This window comes from Nitrogeniibacter mangrovi, from assembly GCF_010983895.1.
GTDB lineage: Bacteria > Pseudomonadota > Gammaproteobacteria > Burkholderiales > Rhodocyclaceae > Nitrogeniibacter > Nitrogeniibacter mangrovi.
On record NZ_CP048836.1, the window covers coordinates 1,397,704 to 1,421,538 of the forward strand.

Genomic DNA, 23,835 nt, shown 5'->3' on the forward strand with positions numbered 1-23,835 from the left:
GGGACGCGTCAGAGGCCGCGTTCGCGCGCGCTGCGCTCCCGTTCGACCTTGAGGATGTACTTGTGGATGAGGGAGGCGACCTTGTCGGAGAGGTCGACGAACTCGCAGCCGGCGCGCAGCATCGAGATGCCGTTGCGGTTGGTGACGCGGAACACGCTGCGGATGCGCAGCTTCGCGGTGATGGTGCCGGTCTCGGGCAGCTGGATCTGGCAGCTGGTGAACTCGGTGTCCGGCTTGAACTCGATGCCCTCGGGCGGCACCACGATGGCGACGCCGCCGCCGGAGATGTCGAGTACGCGCGCTTCGTAGGTGCTGGGCGGCCCGCTCTCGCCGGGCACGGGAATCTGGCAAACCAGCGAATGGGACACCGGCGCGGTCAGGCGGAAGTACTCGCGCCGCTGCAGACGCAGGAGGCGATCGGGAATATCGGCGACCAGGGCGGGCCGGCCATCATGCTCGATCCGGTCGACGCCGGCCAGGGGGAACTGGATCTTCACGCTGTCGAGCTGGGTGATGCAGATGAGCGCCTCGGCATTCTCGGCGCGGCGCTGCTGGCTGGTGTCGGCGGGCATGTCGAGCAGCAGACGGCCGTGGTCGACTTCCAGCACCGTGGTGAGCATGAAATCGCGCGAACCGTTGATGTACGCGGTGACCATGGCCCGCCTGCGGATCAGGTTGCGCAGCACCTGTTCGATCTCGACGGAATCCCGGAGCAGGTATTGGGCGAAATCGTCCGATTGCAGCAGTTCGAACTTGAGCGCGGGGTTGTCTTTCTCGGTCATGCGGGTGTCGGGTTCAGGTGGGTCGGGATGGTGAGGGCTTTATATCATGGACCGGACAACCGTCTGGCGGCCCCCCGGTTATCGGTGCCGGGCGGCCTGTTCGGCCTTGTACAGCCAGGCCAGCAGCTCGGCCACGGCCACGTACAGTTGCGGCGGGATGCGCTCGTCCAGGTCCACCTGCATGAGCAGGGCGACCATCTCCGGCGACTCGTGCACATACACCCCCGCCTCGCGGGCCCGCTCGATGATCTCGCGCGCGATCAGCCCCTTGCCCTTGGCGACCACGCGCGGCGCGGCATCGCCGGCCGAGTAGGCCAGCGCCACCGCTTCGGCGCGCGATTCGTCGGCGAGCTCAGGTGTCCGTTCGGCCATCGCGCAGGCTCACATGCAGGTTTTTCAGGGGGACGTTGGCCGCCTCCAGCGCGCTTGCCAGTGTGCTGCGGCCGGTGTTGAGCGAGCGGACGGATTCGGCCGAGTCGGCGGACAGGCGGATGCGGATGCCGCTGCGGTCCAGTTCGAGCCGGGCTTCGACCCCGCCGAGCTCCGGCAGGGTCAGTCGCAGGGTCGTCTTCCACGGGATCGGCTCGTCGGCACCCTCCCGGCCGTCGGGGGGATCCTCGATTTCCAGCTCCACCGGTTGCCCGGGCCAGGCCTGCCCATGCCATACGTAATGATGCGTGGCCAGCGCGTCGAGCTGTTGGTGCACGACCGGCATGAGCCGCTCCGCCACGGGTGAGCGCGCCGCGGTGGCGGCGGCATTGGCGCCGCCGGCGTCCTTGAGCGCGGTGGCGGTGGCTTCCTGCATCTGGGCCGTCCACGTGTTCGCCGCCGGTTGTGCGGCCCCTGATCGGGCGAATGCGCCCGGGTCGGGGGCGGTGGCGACGGTGGACAGCTGACCCTGGGGCTGGCGCAACAGGGTGTCGGTCGGCACCTTGCCGGCCATCCAGCGCGCCTGCTGGGCCTCGTAGAACAGTCCGCTTTCGCTCACGGCCTGCTGTAGCGCCGGCGCCAGGTTCTGCGGCACCACGTTGCCGGCGCTCACCAGCGGCTGGCCGCCGGCCAGACGCGCGGCCTCGGGGGCGGGCTGGCCGGTGAGCAGAAAGCTGATGAGCTGCCCCGTGGGGCTCAGGCTGGGGCGTGCGCCTGCGTTGGCCGCTTGGGCGGTCGCGGCCGGATCGCCGGCCGGCTGGGCGATGACGGCACGTGGGGTCTGGCGGGCGACGACCAGGTCGAGGATGTCGCCGGGGCGCGCCTGTTGGGCCAGGGCGAGTTTGATCGTCTTGCCGTCGACAACGCCTTCGAAGGTGCCGTCGGGCAGGGCACGCTGGATCTGTGCGGTGAGCCGGTCGCCCGGACGGAATTGCGGCAGGTCCGCCGGAATGGGGCGAGCGCCCTTGAGCGGTTCGAGGGGCGGCTCGTCGGAAAAGAAGCTGGCCTCGGTCAGGAGTCTGAGCCGGGCCGCAAGATCTCCTGGAATCATGGGCCTTCAGTCCGGCGGCCCCGCGATGGCGCCGTCAGTGTCTGCCTCCGGCATGCGGCACCCCGTGCCACATGAATTATCGGTAACTTTCCGACACCTTGCGGTGCATGCGGGTGTCGGTCGCCTCGGATCGAAGCCGCTCCTGAATCGCCTGGATCTGCGGAACGGTGTGTTCGATCGCCGCCAGGGCGTCGCGGATCTGCTGCGCGATGAGCGGAGCGTCCTCACGTTGCGCCAACCGGGCCGGATGGGCCTGGAGGTGGGCGATCAGGTTCTCGTAGGGGGTCTGCAACGCGAGCAGGCGCTCGGCATCGCCCTGTTGCGCCGCATTCGCCATGTCGGCGAGTACGGCGGCCAGATCGCCATAATCGTCTTTCAGGCCCCGGGGCGCTTGCTCGGCCATTACACCTGCGCCTGGGTCGCGTTCGGGGTGCCGATCTGTTTCCATGCGTCGGCGAGCTGGTCGAGCAGGCCGTAGGCCTCGTCGAGCAGATCGGCATCGTTGTTCAGGTTGGCCTTGAGCAGCTGCATGATGATGTATTCGTAGAGCTGATCGAGGTTGTTCGCCAGTTCCCCGCCGTCCTTGATGTTCAGTGCCGCGCGCAGGCCGCTGCCGATGATGTCGATGGCCTTGTTGATCGACTGGGCCTTCTCGATGGTCTTGTGCTCCATCATGCTGGCCTTGCCCAGCGTGATCGCCAGCAGGGCACCATCGAACAGCATCGTGACCAGGCCATGCGGAGAGGTGCCCAGGGCTTCCGCTTCGATACCGGCGGAGCGATAGGCGGCGGAGGGGTTGGTGGTGTTCATCAACATGGTTGTCGGATCCCTCTAGAGTGCTCGTGGGTGCGTGGCTCAGTTGCTGCCGGGCAGGCTGGCCAACTGTTGGGTCAGGTAGGTGCTGGTGGTGTTGAGGCTGCCCATCAGCGTGTCGAGTGCGGTGAATTGCGCGCGCAGGCGCGTTTCGGTGGCGGTCAGCTGCTGTTCCAGACGGGTGCGCTGGTCGTCGATGGACGACAGCGACGTCTCGATGCCATTGACCCGGTTGTCGATCAGTCCATCGGCCTGGGTGAAGGCGGTGGCCATGTCCTCGACGGCGCTGCCATAGGCGCCCAGTGCGGTGACGACGCCGTTGAAGTCGGTATTGACCGCGTCATCGAGGGTGCTGCTGTTGAAGCTCAGGGTCCCGTCCTGGCCGAGCTGGACACCGAGGCTGTAGAGGAATTCGAAACTGCTGCCCGACAGGCTGGCCGGTGCGAGGCCGATGCTGTCGCGCATGTGGTTGAGCACGGTGCGGGTGGTCGCGTCGCCGTTGAGCGGCTTGGCGGTCTTGGTTTCCGAATCGTAAGCCGTCTGCGTGCCGATCTCGGTCTTCAGCGCGTTGTAGGCGTCGACGAAGGATTGCACCGCATCGGTGATGCCCGAGTTGTCCCGCGCCACGTCCAGCGTGCTGGTGCCGACCGCCGTGGCGGTGATGGTCACGTTGGCGATGGCCGAGGTCACCTGGTTGCTCTGCGAGGTGACGGTCTCGCCCTCGACCTTGATGACTGCGTTCTGCGCCGTCACCGCGTTGGCGTTGCCGGTGTCGAAGGTCGCCAGGCTCGAGAGGTTGGCGTCGCCGCTGGTGACCGACAGCGAGAAGGCGTTGTCGGTGCCGGTGTCGCGCGAGGTGAGCACGAGGCGGCTGCCCGAGTCGCCATTGACGACGGTGGCGCGCACGCCGATGTCCGCGTCGTTGACCGCGTTGGCGATGTCCTGCAGCGAGTTGGTGGCCGAGGAGATGACCACGTCCTGGTTGGTGCCGTTGATGTTGAAGCTCAGGGTGCCGGCGCCGAAGTTCGTGCTCGCGCCGTACAGCGACGAGAACGACTTTTGCGCCTGGGCGAGCTGGACCACCTCGACCGCATAGCTGCCTTCCTTGGCGAAGGTGCCCGCGGTGGCCGCGATGACGTCGGCGTCACCGACGGTGGCCGCGAACCCCGCCAGCTTGTTGGGATCGGCCAGCGTCGCCGCCGCGCTCTGCAGATCGGACAGACGGCTCTTGAGGGTGCCGAACGCCGAGATCTGGGCGTTGAACGCCGATTCCTTGGTATCGAGCTTGTTCAGCGGCTGGCGCTCGATGGCCATCAGCTGGGTCACGATACTGTTCGAATCGATGCCCGATCCGATGCCAAGCGAGGAGATGGTTCCGGTGGCCATGATGCTGCCTCCTTACGCCTTTTGCTCGACGAGCATGCCGGCGCGATAGTTCTGGATCTGCTCGTTCAGTTTCTCGGCGATCTTGAGAAACTCGTCCGACGGAATCTGGCGGATAACCTCTTCCGAATCCCGGTCGATGATCTTGACCACCACCGCGTCCGCCTTGTCGTTCATCGTGAAGGTGATGTCGACGGATTTGGGTGTGATCGCGGTCTGGGCGCGCTCGAGCGCTTCGCGCAGCGCCTCGTTGTTGCTGTTGATGGCGGTGGTCTTGCCGTCCTCTACCGGGCGCTGGGCGCTTGCGGTGTTCGCTACCGATTGAGACTTGTCGACCTGCGGTGACGTTCCCGCCTTGCTCCCCTGCGTGATCTGCGCGAGCGGCTGCGGCTTGGAGACAAACTGCGTAGCGGGGGGTGACGTGGGCTGGATTGCCATGTTCTTCTCCTGTCCGAAAACGCCCGAGGTGGCAAATTCTGCCGCCCCGGGCGCCTTGTTCCGGCAACGGTTGCCGGTGAATCACCGGCACTCGATGCTTAACGGAGCAGCGACAGCACGTTTTGCGGCACGGCGTTGGCTTGCGCCACCATCGCCGTACCCGACTGTTGCAGGATCTGTGCCCGCGACAGGTTGGCCGTTTCGGCCGCGAAGTCGGCATCCATGATGCGGCTACGGGCGGCGTACTGGTTTTCACGCGCGGTCTCGAGCTGGGAGATGGTGAAATCCATCCGGCCCATCACGGCACCGATCGTCGCGCGGTTGGAAGCCACGCTGTTCAGGGCGGTGTCGATCGCGGAGATCGCGGCCGACGCACTGCCGGAGGTACTGATGTTCCCGGTCGGTGCGGCCACGCTCGAGAAGGTGGCGGCCATGCTGTCGGTGGCGGCGGCGCCGATCTGGAACGAGAACGAGCCGAAGACCGACTGGTTGTTCAGTTTGGCGGCGCCCTGCAGGCGACCCATCTCGGTCTGCAGTTGCGAGAATTCCGAGTTGAGGTAGCCGCGTTCGGTATCGGAAATGGTGCCGTTGAGCGACTGGACGGCCAGTTCGCGCATCCGCTGGAGCATGTCTGCCGAGGTGGACAGTGCGCCGTCAGCGGTCTGGGCGAAGGAAATGCCGTCGGAGGCGTTGCGCATCGCGACCGTCAGACCGCGTGCGTCGGCTTCCATGCGCTGGGCCACTGCCAGGCCGGCTGCGTCGTCACGGGCGCTGTTGACGCGCAGACCGGAGGACAGACGCTGCAGGGCGGTCGCGAGACCTTTCTGGCTGCTGTTCAGGTTGCGCTGTGCATTCAGCGAATAGACGTTGGTGTTGATGACTTGTGCCATGGTTATTCTCCTGATTAGGACTGCGGGGGAGCGGGTAAGTCGTTGTGTCCGTCCCCTTGGTGCTCTCTACGGCGAGGGGGAGAAAAACTGAAGGCATTTTTTTCTTCGGTGGCGCCCGTAAACCCCTTTGCCACAAAGAAAAGCAGCCCCTCGCCCATGAAGGTCGAGGGGCACTGCGCCCTGAAGGGTCATGTGCTCATCGGGCACCGATATGCCGGATTTCTGCCGGTTTACGGCAGGTGGTGGGCAAGCCATTCGTCCACATGCTCTTCGAGTATGTAGTCGGCGAGCACCCATTCGCGCAGACGGTCGCCGGCCTGTTCGGCGGCATCCAGATCGTGCACATGTTCACGGATGGCCTTCACCCAGGCCTCGGTGGTGTTGGCCACCCGGGTGACCGGGGCGCCCCGGTACGGGGTCACGTCGGAACACACCACGGGCCAGCCGAGGATGCCGTAGTCGAGCAGGCGCAGGTTGCTCTTGGCGTCGTTGAAGATGTTTTCCTCCAGCGGCGCGATGGCCAGATCCAGGTTCAGGCTGGCGAGCCCCTCCGGGTAGTGGTCGAAGTCCACCCAGGTGTGGTGTTCGCGCACGTAGGGCGCGAGCGAGGCCGGACACATGCCGAAGAAGATCCAGTCCACCTCCTGGCTGGTGAGGCGGATCGCCTCTTCCACCAGCGCCAGGTCGCCCGCGTGCTGGAAGGCGCCGGCCCAACCCACGCGCGGGCGCCGGCCGGCGCGGCGACGCGACTGGACATGACCCCAGCGCGCCCATTCGAGGCGGTTGGGCACGATGCGGATGTCGTCGATCATGTGGCGGGCGAATTCGGCCAGCGGTTCGGTGGACACCACCAGGCGGTCGCACAGCGCCAGGCAGCGGCGCATGTAGGTGCGGGTCTCGCGGCTCCACTGGTCGAACAGGTCGCTTTGATGCGGCACCGCGGTGGACAGGTCGTCCATCAGCCCGATGACGGGCAGGTTGGGCAGATGGGTGTGCATCTGCTGCAGCACCGGGATCTGCTCCTTGAGTGCCGGATTGTGGATGAGGAAGCTGGTCACGCCGTCGAGCCGTGCCAGTTCGATGGCGTTGAGCATGCGCCGGGCGTTGAGGGCCGGTGGCTGGATGATCGCGCCCATGGCCTTGCCGGCGCGCCGGGCCGCGCGCAACGGCGCTGCGGCACGATACTCGCCCGCCCCGCGCACCACGTCGGCCACCACGCGGGGAACGTCGGCGGGCACGGCATGCCACGGCGGCACGAAGGTGGTCTCCGGCTGGATGTCGTCTGCCTTGAGGCGCAGGTTCAGGTTCCAGGCCGGGTCGCGCGAGAGTCCGTCCTGATAGCGGCGGACGAAGCCGACGCGTTCGCGGATCAGCGCGGTCTGTGTGTGCGCGGTCATCTCCACGCAGTCCAGCTCGTCGGCCGCCTCGATCGGCGGCAGATCGGTCTCGTAGTGGGCCACGGTGACCGTGGGCGTCCACACCAGCAGGCCGTCCCGGGCGAGGCGGGCGGTGAGGTCGGCCACCGCATCGCGCCGGCCGAACTGCGGATCGAAGCCGCCGACGGCATCGAAGCGGGTGCGCGGCACCAGCAGGCAGGCGCTGGCCAGCAGGCTGAAGTTCTGCGTCAGCTGCAGGCGCCCGAGGTAGCCGGGGTAGTCCATCGCCGTGCCGGCGGCCTCGGGCGAGGCCAGCCCCGGCGCGAGGCCGAAGACCGTGCCGGTCATGTCCAGCGAGTTGTCGCCGGGGATGGCCTGGCGCGGCGCCACCGCCGCCACCTCGGGGCGCATCGCGTGCGCCATCAGGCGCTCGAGCCAGTGGCCGCTCAGGATCTGGGTGTCGTGGTGCAGGAACAGCAGGTAGGGCGCGTCGCTGTGGGCGGCGCCGAGGTTGAACAGCTCGGACCAGTTCCACGCCGCGTCGCTGCGTACGTAGCGGATCTGCTCGCCATGGGTGTCGATCAGGCGGTCGCGCCAGGCCGCGCAGTCCGCATCGTCGCTGCCCGCGTCCACCAGGATCAGGCGGAACTGCGGCCACTCGGTCAGGCGGAACAGGCTGTCGACCAGCGGCTCGGTGAATTCGAGCCAGTTGCGGTAGGGCACGACGATATCCACCGCCGGCCGGGCGTCGTGCTCGTAGGTCACATGCCAGCTGCCGTGCAGGTTGCCCGGGCGGATCCGGTGCGCCTGGCCGCATCGCGTCAGGTGGGTGGAGACCGCCTCCGCAGCCTCCTTGTCGGCGATCAGCAGGGTCGGCGAAACCGGCAGGCTGAGGAGCGGGTCGGCGATGTGGCCGATGGCGGCGGCGCCCACGGTGTCGAGCACGCGCAAAGTGAGGTCGTAGAAGCGGGTGCCGGCCTGTGCACTGAAGCCACCGGCGCGCTGCCAGGCCTCGGTCCGGGTCCACAGCGGGCCGATGTAGTCGGTGCCACGCAGCAGATCGAGGTTGAAGTCGGGCTTGAAGCGCGGCTCCACCCGGTTGCCGTCCATGCGCATCACGTCGTCGTCGGTGTACAGGGCCATCCAGTCCGGGTGGCCGGCGAATTCGTGCGCCACGCGCCACAGGCACAGGGGATCGAAGGCGGTGCCCGGCGGGACGCAGACGACGATGTCGGCGCCGCGGTCGGCCACCAGGGTGTCGAAGTGAGGCTTGGCACCCGCCGTCGCCGTCGCGTCATGCACCCAGTCGATGTTGGGCAACTCGGCGAGACTCGGATCCGGGCAGGGGCTGTTCGAGACGATCGACAGGGACCACAGGCCGTAGGGCTGTGCGCCGAGGCTGTCGAGGGTGGTCGAGAGCAGTTCGAATTCGCTCGCGCGCGCTTCGACGAGCACCTGAATGGTCGGCGCGTGGGCCCAGCGCGCGGCGCTGGCCTCGATGAACTGCATGTCCTCGGCAATGGGGGCGCGTTGATCGAGGAAGGTAGCGTAGTCGTTGTCGAGCAGCGACGACGCGGCGTCTGGTGTGCCGAGGGCGGTGACCTGCGCTCGCGCGCGCTCGCGCGCGGCAGCGTCCTCATCGTCGGTGCTCGTTGTGGATGGTGCCGCCGTCGGGGGTGCGCCGGCGCGTTGGCGGCGGCCCGGGGGCGCGGCGTGGCTGGACTCAGCGGCAAAAGCAGTTCGGCCAGCAGGGCTTCGCAGTCCTCGAGTTCGACCGCCAGTGCGCCGGACGACGGTGCGCCGACGACGCTGTCGCGCCAGGCGTCCGGCGCATTCGTCAGGGAACCCATGGTGCGCAACACCGCCTGCTGGAGGGCGGCGCCCTCCATGGCGCGTCGCTCGGGCGCGTCGATCAGGGCGCCGAGCGCAGCGATCCAGGCCTCGGCGTCCTGCGGCAAACGGGTGACGGGCAGATCGCCGCAGAAGGCGGGCACGTCACTGCACAACACCGGACACCCGACCCATCCGAGGCGCTGCAGATCAATGTCGCTGCCCAGCGCGGCCACCGCACCGTCGACCAGCGGCAACAGGCCGACATCCCAGTGCTGCTCGGCCAGCCAGGCGGGCAGTCCGGCGGCGGCCGGCGGCGTCAGCACGCTGCTCCGCTCGGCGAGCGCCGGCGGGCAGGCACCGAGGCAGATGAACCGGACCCGGTCGCCGAAGTGCGTCTGCAGGGCGTCGATCAGGGCGGCGTCGGTGGCGCTGGATGACCACCATGCCGCGCGCACCGGCCCGGCCACCTCACCCGCGCGGAGCGGTTCGGGTGGCGCCGACCACAGCGCGGGATGCAGGCGCTCGGGCACCACGCGCACATCGTCGTGCAGCGGGGCGAAGGCCGCCGCGAGGCGCGGGTTGGAGGCCAGGATCGTGTCGCAGCTGCGAATGAACAGGGCGGTCTGTTCGCCAGGGTCGGCGAGGAAATCGGGCTGGGTGTTGTCCAGGTAGGGCAGCGGACGCAGCAGATCGTCGCCGTCGAGCAGGGTGTGGAGGTCGGGCAGGGCGGTCAGGTTGCGCAGGCCGTCCAGTTCGTTGAGCGTGTCCGGCAGTTGCAGGATCAGGCGATCCGCACCGGTGTGCAGGACCAGGTGCGGGTCCACCGGGGCCGGCAGCAGGCCACCGGTGATGGTGCCGGCGGCCTTCAGGGCGCACAGCGGTTCGAGGATCCGGTGCCGGCAGGTGCCCGGCGCGGCCGCGATCAGCGCAAGCACACGGGCCTGGCCCAGATGGGCGAGGGGGTCGAAGCGCAGCAGCGGTTCGGACTCCGGTTCGAAGCCGACGCCGCGCACGGTCAGGTTCGGGTTGTAAGCCGGATCGTGGGCGATCAGGCTGGCCCACTTGCACACCATGTTCAGTTGTTCGCCTTGGAAGCGGGTGATCTTCTGCGACAGCGACATGTCCTCGATGTCGATCAGCTGGCTTGCGCTGCCCAGGTGGATCAGGCGCGCCAGCGGTGTCCAGGTGACCTCGTAGCCGGCCTCGCGCAGGCGCAGGCAGTAGTCGATGTCGTTGTAGCTGACCGAGAAATCCGTCTCGTCGAGCCCGCCCAGCCTGAGGTAGAGCGACTTGCGGGTGAGCAGGCAGGCGCCGCCGACCGCGGAAAAGTTCTGCTGCAGGTGGACACGCCCGAGGTAGCCGGGCGCTTCGGGATCGTCGCCGATGAACGGATGGTTGGCCGGTCCGCGCAGGCCGAGGATCACCCCGGCGTGCTGGATGCGGCCATCGGGCAACACCAGCAGCGGGCCGACCGCGCCGACGGCGTCGCGGGTGGCATGGCGCATCATGGTGTTGAGCCAGTAGGGGTCGATGACCTCGGTGTCGTTGTTGAGCAGCAGCAGGTACGCGCCATTGGCGATGCTGGCAGCGCGGTTGTTCATGGCCGAGAAGTTGAACACGCCGGGATGGCGCAGCACGCGGATGCGCGGATCGACACCGGCTTCCAGGTTGGCCAGATAGGCGCGTGCCTCGTCGGTCTGGCTGTCGTTGTCCACCACGATGACCTCGAACGCGGGGTACTTGGTCTGGTGCATCAGGGTGTCGAGACAGCGCCGGAGCAGGTCGAGCTGGTCCTTGGTGGGAACGATGATGCTCACCAGCGGTGTGGCGTCGAGCGGCGGCAGCCAGGCGAACTGGCCGATGCCGGGGCCGTCGATGACCGTGGTGCCTGGATGGAGGCGCCCGGCGTGGGCGTGCACCATGGCGTTGAGCGCCTCGGACTGCTCGGGGCTGCCCGGCAGCGTGATCGCGGTGCGCGCATCCAGATGCATCAGCAGGGCCGGCACGTGGACCAAGGCCTCGGCGCCTGCCGTATCGAGGGTTTCGAGTGCGATCCGGTGGCTGCTCACCAGATCGAGCGGCGCCGTGGCGTCGACCAGGTGCGCGGTGTGCGCCACCAGGGCACGGCCGATGTAGGGCGTGCTGCGCAGCAGTTCGGGGTTGGCGTCCGGTTTGTGGTTGGGGTTGCGGTGGCAATCGTCCCGACCGATCTCGTCATGATCGGTATAGACGAGGCGTGCCTGCGGATGCGTATCGATGGCGCGAGCGCAGTGATACAGGGCGTCGTCAGCCAGTTCGTCGCCAGCGGCGAGGCCGAGCAGCCAGCCGGGCTCCGCGTGCCGGGCGGCGATCCAGTCGTCCAGGTCCTTGCTGCTCAGACAGTGATACCCCGCCTCGGCCGGCTGTTCGGGGGCGTCCACGAGCACGATCCGGGCGGCCGGATGCCATTGGTGGTCGAGGCTGCGCAGGGTTCTGCGCAGCGGGCCCTCGTGGCGGGCGTCGATAAGGACGGTGATGGCTGCGGCCGGGGTGTGGCGCGCCAGATCGGCGGTGATCCACGCTTTGGCACGCCGGGCGGCCGCGTCGGTCAGAGCGATCGGTGCGTTCGGCGCCCCCGCGCCCCCGTGTTCGGCCAGCAGGGCGCGGGCAGCGGCATGACCCGGCGCTTCGGCCAGCACCTGCGCGAGCGCCGCGATGGCGTTCGCCGACGTGTCGAGCGTGTTTGGTTCGGGGGTGTATTCGAGCACGGCCCGCGCGGCGCCGACGATCACGTCATGACGCACGCTTTCCATCATCAGCCGGATGATCGGGTGGGCACGTGGCCCGCCGAGCTTGTCGACGATGCTCATCATCGGCTCGCCGGTCATCCAGCGCATCTGGTGCGCCTTGGCCAGACAGCGGATGGTCATGGGCCAGCGCTCGTTGGCATAGATCAGATCGTAGAAACGCACATGATCGTCACCGGACTGGTTCGAGCTGATGAGACGGCGCGATTCGGCGGCGCTGTGAATCCGGTAGGCGCCCAACGGCTCATGGACGTAGTACGCAGGCCCCTCGGACAGCAGGCGCATCCACAGGAACCAGTCGCCCAGGTGGCGCAGTCCCTGAGGATCGAAGCCGCCCACCACTTCACAGGCCTGGCGACGCCAGATGCCGATGGAGATGGTGATCCAGTTGTGCGAGAGCAGGACCGCCGAATCGTCGTACACGCCGCTGCGCTGGTGGGGAATGAAGGCCTGGCCGCGCTGACCGTGCGCCGGGTCGCCGGGGTTGTCGAGCATCGTTTCCCAGGCCGTGTAGGCCATCGGGCATTCGGGATGCGCGTCCAGGGCGCCGACGGTCGCTTCGAGAAAACGCGGCGCGAGCAGGTCGTCGGCAGACAGCAGCATCATCAATTCGTTGTCGAGCAGCGCATAGGCCTTGAGCATGCTGCGCGTGAGGCCGAGATTGGTGTCGTTGCGCACGTAGCGGAAGCGCGCATCGCGCGCCACCCAGGCCCGGGCCACGTCCTCCGTATCGTCGGTGGAGGCGTTGTCGATCACCAGTGCGGTGAAGTCGCCCCAGGTCTGGGCCGCGAGGGAGCCCAGGCATTCGTCCAGATAGTGGCCGTAGTTGTAGGCCGGCACGATGATGCCGACCCGGGCGTTCGAAGCGTTGTGTTTGCCGGTCATTCGCGTGTGTCCTGTTCGCGGGTTGCCGTGCGCGAGCGCCAGGCCGGTGAGTCCCTGAGCGCGTCGCGGTTGTTGTGGATCGTCGGTACCGGCAGGCGAGCCTGCCATCGGACGAGGGGAGTGCAGTCGTGCCGGGGAGCAGACCCATGTGCCTCCCGAGCCCCGGCGTTGGCATGCGCCATCATGCGCAGGCCTCAAGGGCTTCGGCCCAGCCGGCCAGCCGTGCATCATCGGGAAAGGTGTCCCGGTAATGGAAGACGGAGCCCTTGGTGCGTTCGAGCAGGTGCGGCGGGGGCGCCTCGTCGACGGCCGGGACGTGATCCGGTGTCGCATCGGCGAAGCGCCAGGTCTCTTCGCCCTGGCAGGCGCGGAACCAGTCGGCGGGCGCCGGCCCGAAGACGGCGCGAAAGTCCATGGGACGTTTCGCTTCGTCCATCACCGCGAGGTAGTGGTGGCGCAGTGCCGTGGCCATGGCCGACAGCGAGAAGCGGGTGCGCACCGTGCGTGCGGCCTCGGCGCCGAGGCATCGGCGCAGCGCGCCATCACGGCACAGTTGCGAGATGGCCTCGCCGAATTCCTCGGCGTCGCGCACGATCCAGCCGGTGCGGCCAGGGTCGACCAGCGCGCGCTCGGCGGGGTTGTCGAGCACCACGGGCACCACGCCCATCGCCATGGCTTCGAGCAGCGCGTTTTCAGCCGTGCCGTAGTGCTTGGGATTGAGCGGGTAGGCGAACAGGTCGGTGTGCGCCAGCAGCGAGATCACGTCGTGGTGGTAGCCCCGGATCGCGATCCGTTCGGACAGGCCCCGTGCCGCAGCGGCGGCCTGCAGTGCCGGGCCGTTGACCGGATCGCCGTAGAGATCGAGGCGGAAGCCCGGTTCGCGAACCGCAGCGATGAAATCGAGCAGATCGGGGTGTCGCTTGGCGGGGTTGAGCGTGCCGACGTAGGCGATGCTCAGCGGGGTATCGTCACCTCGCGCGGGCGGCGGGGGAAGGTCGTCGAAGCCCGCGGCGCTGAACACCACGTCGATTCGTTCCCGCGCCTCCGGCGCCAGTTGTGCGAGTTGGGGCACGGCCAGCGAGCATGTCGAGGTGAACAGGAAGCGGTGCGGCAGTGCGAGAAAGGCGGCCGGCAGGGTCGGCGCGTTCAGGCCGGACACGTGGCTCCAGACAATCAGCCGCATCGGCCGGGTGGCGGCTTCGCCCATCCAGCGTGCGGTGACCGGGTGATGCCACCATTCCAGTTGCACGATGTCGGCCTCGCGCACCAGGGTGTCGAGCGTGTCGGCATCGGGCGCGCACACGACGTGCGCGCCGAAACGGCGGGCGTACTCCACGCTCGCTGCCTTTTGCGGCGGCTCGAGACAGGCAATGGTGTGGGTGATGCCGTCTTGGTCGCGATGGGCGGCCTCGCACAGGCGCGACAGGATGCGGCCGACGCCGCCGCCCAGATGTGCCGTGATGTGCAGGACGCGCATGGACCGGGCAGGCAGCGTCAGGCCCGGCGGCTCAACGGCACCGGCGCCAGGCGTTCGAGCAGTTCGCCGGCGAAGGCGTCGATGTTGTCCGGCAGGCAGTGGCTCAACTGGCCGCACTCCCGGCAGGTGGGGTTCTCCTTGCGGCGGCCTTCCAGGTGGGCGATGCGATGGGCGTTCATGGCCTCGCCGAGCCAGATGTCGCGGACCGACTCGGTGCGCACGTTGCCCACGTCGAGCTTGCGCGCCCAGTCGAGGAAGCACAGGCTCACCGAGCCGTCGGTGTTCACCGCCATCGAGTAGAAGATGTAGGGGCACACCGAAACCTCGGCGATGGTGTTGCCGTAGATGCCCTCGGTAATCTCGATGCCGGTGCGCTCCTCGATGTCGAAGGTGGGCCAGCAGGGGGCGAAGTTTTCGATGAACACCCGGTCGGCGATGTCGCCGAAGGTCTCGAAGAAGCGTTTGCGATCGTGTTCGGAGAGGATGTCGCCGGGGATCTTGATGCAGATTTCGCAATCGCCCTTGCGCGCGTAGAGCTTGCGGATGTTGTCCACGAACTTGTCGAAGTCCACCTTGGTCTTGGTGAATTCCCAGAATTGGGCGCTCGACATGCCGTCCACCGAGATGTTGATGCGGTCGATGCCGGCATCCAGGATGGGGCCGACCTTCTCGGGCGTGAGCAGGTAGCCGTTGGTGGTGGTGTCGATGTACTGCACATGGCCGCTGCGCTTGGCGTAGGCGACCATGTCGGCGAAGCGGGTGTGCAGCAGTGGCTCGCCTTCCTTGTACAGGCGCAGTACCTTGAGCGGCTGGTCGAACTCGCCGAGGTCGTCGATGACCTTCTTGTAGACGTCGAAGTCGATGCGGCCCTGCCAGCGCCCGGTGGACTTGATCAGATCCCGGTCGCCGGTGGGGCAGAAGGTGCACTGGAAGTTGCAGGTGTTGACCGGGTCGACGAACAGCACGAAGGGTGTCGCCAGCGGGATCACCTCCTGCAGCGGGGTGCGGTTCTCGAGGTTGATGCGGGGTTTGATCTGGGCTTTCATGGGGCGCGTCCTTCGATGTTCAGGCCGACAGGGCGGTCGCTTGGACCGGCAGCCCGAAATGCCGTGCATGCTCGACCCAGATCGGATCGGCTTGCAGGGCGCTGAGGTAGGCATCGTAATGGTGGCGGATCGCCGCCTCATCGCCGCCGGCGCGTTGCATGGCGTCGGCGAGATAGTAGTGGGCGAAGGCATGGGTGGGATGCCGGTCGATGACCTCTTCGAAACAGCGGATGGCGGTGGCGTAGTCGCCGATCCGCATCCGAGTGTTGTGCACGAAGTTCACGTCGAGGTTCATCAGGTAGTTGTGCTGCTCGATGCGGACCGGATCGATCCCCGGCGCGCGAATGATGTAATCGGTCATGTCCACGTCGCCGATGCCGCGGTGCCGGTCGTCGATCCAGCCGTTCTCCACGCACTGGCGATAGAGCTCGGTGCCACGTAGCGGCGTGGCGTAGTTGAACAGGCTCCAGTCGATGTTGTGGCTGCGGATGAACTCGTAGGTCTGCTGCCGGTCCGCGTCGGTTTCTCCGGGGAAGCCGTTGATGAAGAAGGCCTGGACGAAGATGTCGTTCCGGTGCAGGTTGTCGATGATCGGCTTGAGGCGGTCGAGGCGGATGGGCTTCTTGATGATGTTCTTGAGCACATGCTCGGAGCCCGATTCGAGGGCGAGGAAGATGGTGTCCACGCCGGCGGCCTTCATCAGGCCGGCCAGTTCGGCGTCGATGAACACTGCGGTGACCCCGTTGGGCATTTCGACCCGGATGTCGAACGCGGCCAGACGCCGGAACAGTTCCTTGGCACGCGCCGTGTCGAGCAGCAACTGGTCGTCGTAGATGGTCAGCACGTTGAGGCCGTAGGTGCGGACCAGGTCCTCCACGTGCGCGATGACCGCGTCCACGCTGGCATAGCGCATGGCGCGGCCGTGGTAGGACGGCTCGGCGCAGAACACGCATTTGAACGGGCAGCCGCGGGAGGTGACGATGAAGAACTGCTTGACGTTGCGTTCGTTACGATAGGAGGCGAAGGGCGAGAAGGCCTCCTTCATGCTGTAGGCCTTGACGTCGACCAGTTCGTAGTCGATGTCCACCGCGATGTCGAGATCCTCGATGTAGTCCGCGCTCGGCACGATGCCGCTGGCGAGCGACTGGCGGGTGACCCAGGGATTGTCCGCCAGCGCGGCGGTCCTGTCGGCGGCGTCCACCAGCCGGCACAGGGCCTGCTCCCCCTCGGAGTAGCACAGCGCGTCCACATGGGGCTGCTGCGCGAGGATTTCGCCATAGGAGGCGGTGACCACCGCGCCCCCCATGACAATCAGCGTCCCGGGGTCGCGGTCCTTGATCTGCGCGCTGATGGCGGCGACATGGCGGTAGGAGACGTCGAACATCAGGGAGATGGCGACGATGGTCGGGCGATGCGTGTCGAGCGCCTCGGCGATGCGCGTGTTCATGTCCCGCGTGTCGGGAATGTTCAGGTCGAGAATGAACTGGTCTTCCAGCGCCTTGGCATTGCGCTGGATGTAGGTGGCCAGGGTGAGCACGCCGTAGGGGAAGGCCAGGAAGCTCCGTACCCCTTTCTTGCTGCTCACCGACGAGGGCTTGACCTGGTAGGGCGGCACGATGAACAGCACGCGTGCCGTGGTCGCCGCGTCGGCGGCAGCGGCGTCGGGCCGGCGGCTGTGGAAGGTGAGGGGGGAAATCCGGGTCGTCATTTTTTCGTCTCCCTCATTGCGACGGCTGGGAGGCGTCGATCAGGCGGATGAGATACTCCCGATGCTCGTAGAGCGGCTGATCGACGCTGGAGGCCAGGTCGCACTGGCTGCACGCGGGGAGCTGCGAGAAATCCGCCTGCAGATGGGCCTTGCGCCATGCCCGCAGCGTGGGCGACTGCACGATCGCCTGCAGTGATTCGGAGGTGTTGGCATTGCCGATGAGCAGTTCCTTCTTCGAATCGACGCAGCACATGGAAATGTCGCCGTCGCTGTGCACCATCATCATGTAGAAGGGTTGCTCGCAGGGCAGGCGACGGCGATAGGGTGCGCCGTCGGCGGCCTCCTTGTTGGCTTGCTCGATCCAGTTGTGTTCCCGCGTCTTGCGAACGCTCACGTTGGGCAGGTCGGCGATCAGCGGGGTGAAGTGCTCCACGATCAGCGCGGCTTCGTCCCGGGTTGCATCGTCCTGCCATTCCTTGCACTCGATGCTCACCGTGACGTTCAGTCCGCGTTCGCGGATGGCGGCGATGCATTCCTCGAGATTGCCCACCACGCGCGCAGCGCGATCGACGCCCTTGACCGCCTTGTACACCTCGGGTGTCATGAAATCGAGCGACACGCGGAAGATGTCGATCCCCGCCTCGGCCAGCGCCACGAAGCGCTGCGCGTTGAGCAAGGTGCCGTTGGTGACCACCGTCATCGCCTTCGCCACGCCGGTCGTCTTGACCTGTGCGGCGAGCTCCGCCAGCTTGGGATTGAGCAGGGGCTCGCCGTTGCCGTGGAAGAACATCATCTTGAGCGGCGGCTGATCCTTCATCAGGCGGATGACGCCCGCGAACACCTCGGCGCTCATGTGCTTCTTCTGCTTGGTGACCGGGCCCACGATGCCGAAGATCTTGTCCGGCACCTTGGGGCTGTGCGCCGCGCAGAAATCGCAGGCCAGGTCGCAATGGGACGAGGCTTCGATCACCATGGCGATCTGTTTTCCGTGCGCGAGGGCGTCGGCAATGCTGTCGAGGCGCTCGTTGGCGAGCGCGGGGTTGCGGAAGTTCGGTTCGGCGATCGTGTTCATGTCGATCCTTTGTCGCTATCGGACCGGAACGTAGCGTTCCGGCGGCACGGCGTAGAGGATGGTAGAGATGCCGCACCAGGCGTGGGTGCGCATCAGAAAGACGTAGTCGGGCAGCGCGTCCATGAGCGCCAGGGGCGTACGCCACACGCCGTCTTCGTTGTGATAGATGGTGAGCGCAACCATCGGCCGTCGTGACTGAAGGAAGCGGATGCCGCCGCGAATGGCGTCAAGCTCGGCGCCTTCGACGTGCAGCTTCACGAAGGTGGCCGGGATGTCGAGGCTGTCCAGGGTGAGGACGGAAATGCGCTCGTCCCCCTTGTCGGTGACGAAAGAGGCCATGTTGCGTCCCGCCATGAACTTCGCGTCGGCATTCGTCGCGCCCAATCCGGCCGGGTGGATTGAAATGCGCTGTCGGACGCCTTGGTCGAGTGCGCCGACGTAGGCCTGCAACTGCGCGAAGTTCGACGGATCGGGCTCGAAGGCATGGATGCTGGCGAACCGGTCGCCTACCAACTGGCGGAATTGCTCGATGACTTCGCCGTTGTAGGCGCCCCCGTCGACGAAAGCTTCGTCGTCGCGCAGCGCGGCGCGGATCTCGGCGGGGAACCACTTGTCGGCCATGCTGACCGTGTTGCCCGGGAAGGGGCGTTCCTGACGGTGCACGCGCCAGTAGAGCATCTGCAGGTAGGCGGCGCGTGAGGCATCGTCCGCCAGGCCGTGGAAGATATTGACGATGTTGGCCTTGTCCGTGTCGTTCAGCGGACCGGCCAGCCAGCCATTGGTGATGTGCAATTGATCGACCAGCAGCTCCGCGGCGTCGTAGAAGGGACGTACGTCGTCGAAGCCCTTCGACTGGAGGAAGGCCTTGATCGGATCGTAGGGGCTGGTGACGACGCTGACCAGCACGGTGGCGCGGGTCTTGAGCGTCTCCGGTACGGCCTCCGGGGTGACCACGGGCACGCCGTCGATGGCTTCGCAGCCGGGATGCAGATCGACGAACAGCGCCGGAGCCATGCCGGCGCTGTCCAGCAATTCGGACGCGAGTTTCCCGAGGCCGCCCGCGCCATAGAGCATGACGGTGGACCGGAGTGGTTTGATCCAGGTGGCGCGGGGCGCTGGCGCGGCAAACAGCCCCTCGGGGATCGTCAGTGCAGCATGGGTCGTATTCATTCCTTACTGTCCAATAGGCGCCGAAGCCCTTCGGCCAAGGGAACCGTCGGCGTCCAGCCGGGCAGGACCGGTGCGCCCTCCCAGGGCGAGAAGACTTCACGCGGCCGATAGGGCCTGGCGCCCCACGCGACCCGGCAGTGTCGGCCGTTGCCAGCGGCGTTCAAGGCTTCGACGACCTCTCTCACGGAGATGGCTTGTGTCGAGGGCAGGCGATGGATGCGCCGTTCGCCCGCCGTGAAATCCGTGATCTGTTCGCAGGCGAGCGTAAAGCCCTGGCACAGATCGTCCACATGGACGAGATGAACGCGTTGCTCGCCGCCAGACATGGGCACGTCAACGGCAGAACCCATGGCATCCTTGAGAATGCTTATCAGTTTCCCGCGCGGATCGTCCGGTCCGTAGCTGTCGTAGAGGGCCAGCTCGAGCACGCGCAGTCCATGGGCGCTGCGGTAGTAGTCGGCCAGGGCGAGGGCGGCGTTCTTGGTGGCTGCGTAGAGGTTGGCTGGCGCCTCGCCGTACTGCCAGGCGCTGGCGGCAAAGACGAGGGCATCGCATCCGGCGTCGGCCATGGCCTCCAGTAGATGCGCGGTGAAACCGATGTTGGCGGCCACGAGGGCATCCAGGTCGGCCGGCGTGTGGGTGGCCACATAGTGCGCGGCCAGATGAACGACGCCATCCGGGCGTTCGCGCATGAGGATGGCGTGCAGCGCGTCGGGCGTGGCATCGACGGCATGCATCGGCAGATGGGCAATGGCCTCAGGGATCGTCGAGGTGGTGCGCATCAGGCCGGCGACGTCGTGACCGGCCCGCGCCAGATGGGCGACGAGGTGACGCCCGATGAAGCCGGTGGCGCCGGTGACGAGGATCTTCATGTGCCCTCCGGGAAGCGGAAGGGCGAATCGAAGTCGGCCAGTACCGGATGGTGGCGGTCGCGCTCGGAGAGGATCGGCGCCTCGGTGGCCCAGGCGATGCCGGCCGAATCCCAGGCGATGCCCGCATCGCTCTCGGGGGCGTGGACGGTGCCGGTCAGGTAGAGCACGGTGGCCGCGTCGCTGCGCACGCAGAAGCCATGGGCGAGGCCGGCCGGCAGGTAGAGCGCGTTGCCGGCCTCGGCCGACAGCTCGACGACGGCGTGACCGCCGTACGTGGGCGCGTTGCGGCGCAGATCGAGCGCCACGTCCTGCACTGCGCCGTCGAGGCAGACGACCAGCTTGGCATGGGCATGGGGCGGGCGCTGGAAGTGCAGGCCGCGGATCACGTCGCGGCGCGAGGTGGTGCAGAACGCCTCGGTCAGCGTCGTCTCCAGCCCGAGCTCGGCGAAGGCGCCCTGGTGGAAGAGCTTGATGAAGCCGCCACGGGCATCCTTGCTGCGCGGCAGGCGCAGCTCGACGCAGCCGGGCAGGGCCGTCGGGTGGGTCTCGAAGCCGAGGGCTTCGCTCACAGGCCGACCCCGAGGAACAGGCAGATCTGCTCGGCGGCGTAGTCGAGCATGGCCTCGCTCAGGCCCGGCCACAGGCCGATCCAGAAGGTGTGGTTCATGACCGTGTCGGTCTCGCTCAGTTCGGAGGCGACGCGGTAGTGGCGGCCGGCGAAGTAGGGCTGGCGGGTGAGGTTGCCGGCGAACAGCAGCCGGGTGCCGATTTTGTGCTGGTCGAGCCATTGGAGCAGATCGACCCGGTTGACACCGGCGCCCGGGCGCAGGGTGAGCGGGAAACCGAACCAGCTCGGGGTCGCATGGGGTGTGGCCCGGGGTAGTTCGAGCAGCTCGGCGCAGTCGGCCAGGCGCTGGCTCAGGTGGTCGAAGTGGGCGCGGCGGGCGGCGACGAAACCGTCCAGGCGGCCGAGCTGGGCCAGGCCGCAGGCGGCCTGCATGTCGGTGATCTTGAGGTTGTAGCCCAGGTGCGCGTAGGTGTACTTGTGGTCGTAGCCGGCGGGCAGATCGCCCAATTGCCAGCCGAAACGCTTGCCGCAGGTGTTGTCGCAGCCCGGCGCGCACCAGCAGTCGCGGCCCCAGTCGCGGATGGACTCGGCGATGCGTGCGAGCAGCGGATCGTCGAGCAGCACGGCGCCGCCTTCGCCCATGGTGATGTGATGGGCGGGATAGAAGGACAGGGTGGCCAGATGACCGAAGCGGCCCACGTGGCGCTCGCGATCGGCGTCGGTGCCGGCGCGCCACAGGGACGGATCGTCACTGCTGGGCGCGCGCGGCAGCCACACCGGCGCGTCGGCCGGCAGGGTGTAGCGGGCACCGAGGGCGTCGCAGCAGTCCTCGATCAGCCACAGGTTGTGGCGGGCGCAGAAGGCGGTGACGGCGGCCAGATCGAAGGGGTTGCCCAGGGTGTGGGCAAGGACCACCGCGCGGGTCCGCGGGCCGAGCGCCGGCAGGAGCAAGTCGGGATCGATGTTGTAGGTGCCGGGCAGGATGTCCACGAACACCGGCACCGCGCCGTTCTGCAGCACCGGGTTGACCGTGGTGGGGAAACCGGCGGCGACGGTGATGACCTCGTCGCCCGGGGTCAGCGCGGCCGGCCCGAGCAGCGGCGAGAACAGGCTGGAGACCGCCACCAGGTTGGCCGAGGAGCCGGAGTTGACGGTCAGCGCCCGGTCCACGCCGACGAAGGCGGCCAGGGTGGCCTCGAACTGTTCGTTGAAACGGCCGGTGGTGAGCCAGCCGTCCAGCGCCGCGTCGACCATGGCGCGGGTTTCGGCCTCGCCGATGACCTTGCCGGACGGCGGGATCGGCGTCTGGCCGGGCACGAAGGGCGGGGTGCGGGTCTCGGCAAACAGGGCGCTGAGGGCGCCATGGACGGCGTCACGGCTCATGGGGCGGATTCCAGGGGCGGGCCATAGGCGGCCAGTTGTTCGGTCATGAGCTCGAGGGCCGCCTCGCCGGCGGCATGGCGCCGGTGCCAGTCGGCCACCGCATCGAGCGCGGTGTCGAGCGGCCAGCGCGGCGCCCAGCCCAGCCGGGTGCGGGCGTCGGTGCTGTCCAGGCGCAGCACCGCGGCTTCATGGGGGTGTGCGTTCGCGTCCGGCTGCCAGTGGCCGTCGAGGCGCGCGCACAGCCGCTCGGCGATCACCGCGACCGGCTGCATGTCCGTCGCCTCGGGGCCGAAGTTCCAGGCCCGGGCAGCGGCGGCGTCGCCGGCGAGCAGGCGGGCGCCGAGGCGCAGGTAGCCGGCGAGCGGTTCGAGCACATGCTGCCAGGGGCGGATCGCCTGCGGGTTGCGGATGGGGGTGGTGGTGCCGGCCAGGGCAGCGCGGATCAGGTCGGGCACCAGCCGGTCCGCGGCCCAGTCGCCGCCGCCGATGACATTGCCGGCGCGGGCGCTGGCGATGAGCGGGCCGTCGCCAGTGCCCGAAAAGCTGTCGCGCCAGCTGGCGGTGAGCAGCTCCGCACAGGCCTTGGAGCTGCTGTACGGATCGTGGCCGCCGAGCGCATCGCTTTCGCGGTAGCCGTCGGTGGGCGGCGGCGGAGCGTAGCACTTGTCGCTGGTGACCACGACGACGGCCTTCACCCCGTGGTGCCGGGCGGCGTCGAGCACATGGGCGGTGCCCATGACGTTGGTGGCATAGGTGCCGATCGGGTCGGCGTAACCGGCGCGCACCAGCGACTGGGCGGCCAGATGGAACACGATCTCGGGGCGGGTGGCGGCGAACACGGCGTCGACCGCCGCCGGCTCGCGGATGTCGGCCAGGTGGCTGTCGATACGGCTATCGAGCGCGGCCTCGGTGTACAGCGCCGGGGTCGTGGCGGGGGCGAGCGCGAGACCGCTGACCCGGGCGTCGAACTGCGCCAGCCAGGCGCTCAACCAGCTGCCCTTGAAGCCGGTGTGACCGGTGACGAGGACGCGCCGGTCGGTGTAGACCGAAGACATCACCAGCACTTCCAGGGCGCCTGGCCGCTGTCCCACAGATGCTCGAGCAGCAGCTTCTCGCGCAGGGTGTCCATGGGTTGCCAGAAGCCGTGATGGCGAAACGCGCCGAGCTGGCCGTTGCGGGCCAGTTGCGTCAGCGGCTCGGCTTCCCACGCGGTGCGGTCGCCGGCGATGGTGTCGATGACCTGCGGCGACAGGACGAAGAAGCCGCCGTTGATCGTGTTGGCCTGCTCGAGCGGCTTTTCCACGAACTGGGTGACGGTGTCGCCCGTCAGTTCGAGGGCACCGAAGCGCCCCTTGGGGGTGACGGCGGTCACCGTGGCCGGCTTGCCGCTGCGGCGATGAAAATCGATCAGCGCGGTCAGGTCGATGTCGCTGAGGCCATCGCCGTAGGTGAAGCAGAAGGCCTCCTCGTCGGCGACGAAGCGTTTCACGCGCGCCAGCCGTCCACCGGTCATCGTGTGTTCGCCGGTGTCGACGAGGGTGACGCGCCAGGGCTCGGCATGCTGTTCGTGCACCTCCATGCGGTTGTTGCGCATGTCGAAGGTGACGTCGGAGGTGTGGAGGAAGTAGTTGGCGAAGTACTCCTTGATCACGTAGCCCTTGTAGCCGAGGCAGATGATGAACTCGGTGATGCCGTGGCAGGTGAAGATCTTCATCAGGTGCCACAGAATGGGGCGCCCGCCGATCTCCACCATGGGTTTCGGTTTCAAGTGGGTTTCTTCGGACAGGCGACTGCCGAGGCCGCCGGCCAGGATGACTGCCTTCATGCGGTAAACGCCTTAAAGCTCATTGGCCGCATGGTAGGCCATTTCGTC

At 67.6% G+C, this 23,835-nt stretch carries 20 protein-coding genes; all 20 read right to left on the minus strand.

Annotated elements, in window-relative coordinates:
• Positions 1-8: 8 nt before the first annotated feature.
• Positions 9-782, minus strand: a complete 774-nt coding sequence (locus G3580_RS06455) for a flagellar brake protein (protein WP_173764482.1) — start codon at positions 780-782, stop codon at positions 9-11.
• A 78-nt stretch (positions 783-860) separates the two neighbouring features.
• A complete protein-coding gene (locus tag G3580_RS06460) occupies positions 861-1,154 on the minus strand; it encodes an EscU/YscU/HrcU family type III secretion system export apparatus switch protein (protein ID WP_173764483.1) in 294 nt (97 codons plus the stop codon).
• Positions 1,135-2,262: a flagellar hook-length control protein FliK gene (fliK, locus tag G3580_RS06465; RefSeq protein WP_173764484.1), complete on the minus strand. Its 1,128-nt coding sequence runs from the start codon at positions 2,260-2,262 to the stop codon at positions 1,135-1,137. Before fliK ends, G3580_RS06460 begins: the two co-directional genes overlap by 20 nt.
• A 76-nt stretch (positions 2,263-2,338) precedes the next feature.
• Positions 2,339-2,665, minus strand: coding sequence for a flagellar protein FliT (gene fliT, locus G3580_RS06470; RefSeq protein WP_173764485.1), 327 nt, complete (start codon positions 2,663-2,665; stop codon positions 2,339-2,341).
• Positions 2,665-3,072 (minus strand): flagellar export chaperone FliS, encoded by a 408-nt coding sequence (gene fliS / locus G3580_RS06475; RefSeq protein ID WP_217424616.1) that lies wholly within the window; start codon positions 3,070-3,072, stop codon positions 2,665-2,667. The genes fliT and fliS overlap by 1 nt, the downstream gene beginning before the upstream one ends.
• 45 nt (positions 3,073-3,117) lie before the next feature.
• Positions 3,118-4,461, minus strand: coding sequence for a flagellar filament capping protein FliD (gene fliD, locus G3580_RS06480; protein WP_173764487.1), 1,344 nt, complete (start codon positions 4,459-4,461; stop codon positions 3,118-3,120).
• A gap of 12 nt (positions 4,462-4,473) precedes the next feature.
• A complete protein-coding gene (locus tag G3580_RS06485) occupies positions 4,474-4,896 on the minus strand; it encodes a flagellar protein FlaG (RefSeq protein ID WP_173764488.1) in 423 nt (140 codons plus the stop codon).
• A 98-nt stretch (positions 4,897-4,994) separates the two neighbouring features.
• The gene (locus G3580_RS06490) at positions 4,995-5,786 is read right to left on the minus strand and encodes a flagellin N-terminal helical domain-containing protein (protein ID WP_173764489.1); all 792 of its coding nucleotides are present in this window, start codon (positions 5,784-5,786) and stop codon (positions 4,995-4,997) included.
• 230 nt (positions 5,787-6,016) lie between these two features.
• On the minus strand, positions 6,017-8,305 hold the full coding sequence (locus G3580_RS20020) for a glycosyltransferase (protein WP_323848008.1): 2,289 nt from the start codon (positions 8,303-8,305) through the stop codon (positions 6,017-6,019).
• Positions 8,278-12,666: a glycosyltransferase gene (locus G3580_RS06495; protein WP_173764490.1), complete on the minus strand. Its 4,389-nt coding sequence runs from the start codon at positions 12,664-12,666 to the stop codon at positions 8,278-8,280. The genes G3580_RS20020 and G3580_RS06495 overlap by 28 nt, the downstream gene beginning before the upstream one ends.
• Before the next feature lie 181 nt (positions 12,667-12,847).
• On the minus strand, positions 12,848-14,143 hold the full coding sequence (locus tag G3580_RS06500) for a glycosyltransferase family 4 protein (protein ID WP_173764491.1): 1,296 nt from the start codon (positions 14,141-14,143) through the stop codon (positions 12,848-12,850).
• Positions 14,144-14,160: 17 nt separating this feature from the next.
• Positions 14,161-15,189, minus strand: coding sequence for a radical SAM/SPASM domain-containing protein (locus G3580_RS06505; RefSeq protein ID WP_173764492.1), 1,029 nt, complete (start codon positions 15,187-15,189; stop codon positions 14,161-14,163).
• Between the two features lie 19 nt (positions 15,190-15,208).
• Positions 15,209-16,897 (minus strand): B12-binding domain-containing radical SAM protein, encoded by a 1,689-nt coding sequence (locus G3580_RS06510; RefSeq protein ID WP_173764493.1) that lies wholly within the window; start codon positions 16,895-16,897, stop codon positions 15,209-15,211.
• 13 nt (positions 16,898-16,910) lie between these two features.
• Complete coding sequence (locus tag G3580_RS06515) at positions 16,911-17,969, minus strand: radical SAM/SPASM domain-containing protein (protein ID WP_173764494.1); 1,059 nt, start codon at positions 17,967-17,969, stop codon at positions 16,911-16,913.
• A 15-nt stretch (positions 17,970-17,984) separates the two neighbouring features.
• On the minus strand, positions 17,985-19,139 hold the full coding sequence (locus G3580_RS06520; RefSeq protein WP_173764495.1) for an FkbM family methyltransferase: 1,155 nt from the start codon (positions 19,137-19,139) through the stop codon (positions 17,985-17,987).
• Positions 19,136-20,011, minus strand: coding sequence for an NAD-dependent epimerase/dehydratase family protein (locus tag G3580_RS06525; protein ID WP_173764496.1), 876 nt, complete (start codon positions 20,009-20,011; stop codon positions 19,136-19,138). Before G3580_RS06525 ends, G3580_RS06520 begins: the two co-directional genes overlap by 4 nt.
• Entirely contained in the window at positions 20,008-20,580 is a 573-nt protein-coding gene (locus tag G3580_RS06530) for a dTDP-4-dehydrorhamnose 3,5-epimerase family protein (protein WP_173764497.1), read from the minus strand. Before G3580_RS06530 ends, G3580_RS06525 begins: the two co-directional genes overlap by 4 nt.
• Complete coding sequence (rfbH, locus tag G3580_RS06535) at positions 20,577-21,962, minus strand: lipopolysaccharide biosynthesis protein RfbH (protein ID WP_173764498.1); 1,386 nt, start codon at positions 21,960-21,962, stop codon at positions 20,577-20,579. Before rfbH ends, G3580_RS06530 begins: the two co-directional genes overlap by 4 nt.
• On the minus strand, positions 21,959-23,017 hold the full coding sequence (gene rfbG / locus G3580_RS06540; protein WP_173764499.1) for a CDP-glucose 4,6-dehydratase: 1,059 nt from the start codon (positions 23,015-23,017) through the stop codon (positions 21,959-21,961). Before rfbG ends, rfbH begins: the two co-directional genes overlap by 4 nt.
• Positions 23,017-23,787 carry a glucose-1-phosphate cytidylyltransferase gene (rfbF, locus tag G3580_RS06545; protein WP_173764500.1) on the minus strand — a complete coding sequence of 257 codons (771 nt, stop codon included), beginning with the start codon at positions 23,785-23,787 and terminating at the stop codon, positions 23,017-23,019. Before rfbF ends, rfbG begins: the two co-directional genes overlap by 1 nt.
• Positions 23,788-23,835 lie beyond the last annotated feature (48 nt).

Coding starts and splice junctions, on each gene's coding strand:
- G3580_RS06455 (WP_173764482.1), bottom strand. CDS start 782: ATGACCGAGAAAGACAACCCCGCGCTCAAGTTCGAACTGCTGCAATCG.
- G3580_RS06460 (WP_173764483.1), bottom strand. CDS start 1,154: ATGGCCGAACGGACACCTGAGCTCGCCGACGAATCGCGCGCCGAAGCG.
- fliK (WP_173764484.1), bottom strand. CDS start 2,262: ATGATTCCAGGAGATCTTGCGGCCCGGCTCAGACTCCTGACCGAGGCC.
- fliT (WP_173764485.1), bottom strand. CDS start 2,665: ATGGCCGAGCAAGCGCCCCGGGGCCTGAAAGACGATTATGGCGATCTG.
- fliS (WP_217424616.1), bottom strand. CDS start 3,072: ATGAACACCACCAACCCCTCCGCCGCCTATCGCTCCGCCGGTATCGAA.
- fliD (WP_173764487.1), bottom strand. CDS start 4,461: ATGGCCACCGGAACCATCTCCTCGCTTGGCATCGGATCGGGCATCGAT.
- G3580_RS06485 (WP_173764488.1), bottom strand. CDS start 4,896: ATGGCAATCCAGCCCACGTCACCCCCCGCTACGCAGTTTGTCTCCAAG.
- G3580_RS06490 (WP_173764489.1), bottom strand. CDS start 5,786: ATGGCACAAGTCATCAACACCAACGTCTATTCGCTGAATGCACAGCGC.
- G3580_RS20020 (WP_323848008.1), bottom strand. CDS start 8,305: ATGGCCCTGTACACCGACGACGACGTGATGCGCATGGACGGCAACCGG.
- G3580_RS06495 (WP_173764490.1), bottom strand. CDS start 12,666: ATGACCGGCAAACACAACGCTTCGAACGCCCGGGTCGGCATCATCGTG.
- G3580_RS06500 (WP_173764491.1), bottom strand. CDS start 14,143: ATGCGCGTCCTGCACATCACGGCACATCTGGGCGGCGGCGTCGGCCGC.
- G3580_RS06505 (WP_173764492.1), bottom strand. CDS start 15,189: ATGAAAGCCCAGATCAAACCCCGCATCAACCTCGAGAACCGCACCCCG.
- G3580_RS06510 (WP_173764493.1), bottom strand. CDS start 16,897: ATGACGACCCGGATTTCCCCCCTCACCTTCCACAGCCGCCGGCCCGAC.
- G3580_RS06515 (WP_173764494.1), bottom strand. CDS start 17,969: ATGAACACGATCGCCGAACCGAACTTCCGCAACCCCGCGCTCGCCAAC.
- G3580_RS06520 (WP_173764495.1), bottom strand. CDS start 19,139: ATGAATACGACCCATGCTGCACTGACGATCCCCGAGGGGCTGTTTGCC.
- G3580_RS06525 (WP_173764496.1), bottom strand. CDS start 20,011: ATGAAGATCCTCGTCACCGGCGCCACCGGCTTCATCGGGCGTCACCTC.
- rfbH (WP_173764498.1), bottom strand. CDS start 21,962: ATGAGCCGTGACGCCGTCCATGGCGCCCTCAGCGCCCTGTTTGCCGAG.
- rfbG (WP_173764499.1), bottom strand. CDS start 23,017: ATGTCTTCGGTCTACACCGACCGGCGCGTCCTCGTCACCGGTCACACC.
- rfbF (WP_173764500.1), bottom strand. CDS start 23,787: ATGAAGGCAGTCATCCTGGCCGGCGGCCTCGGCAGTCGCCTGTCCGAA.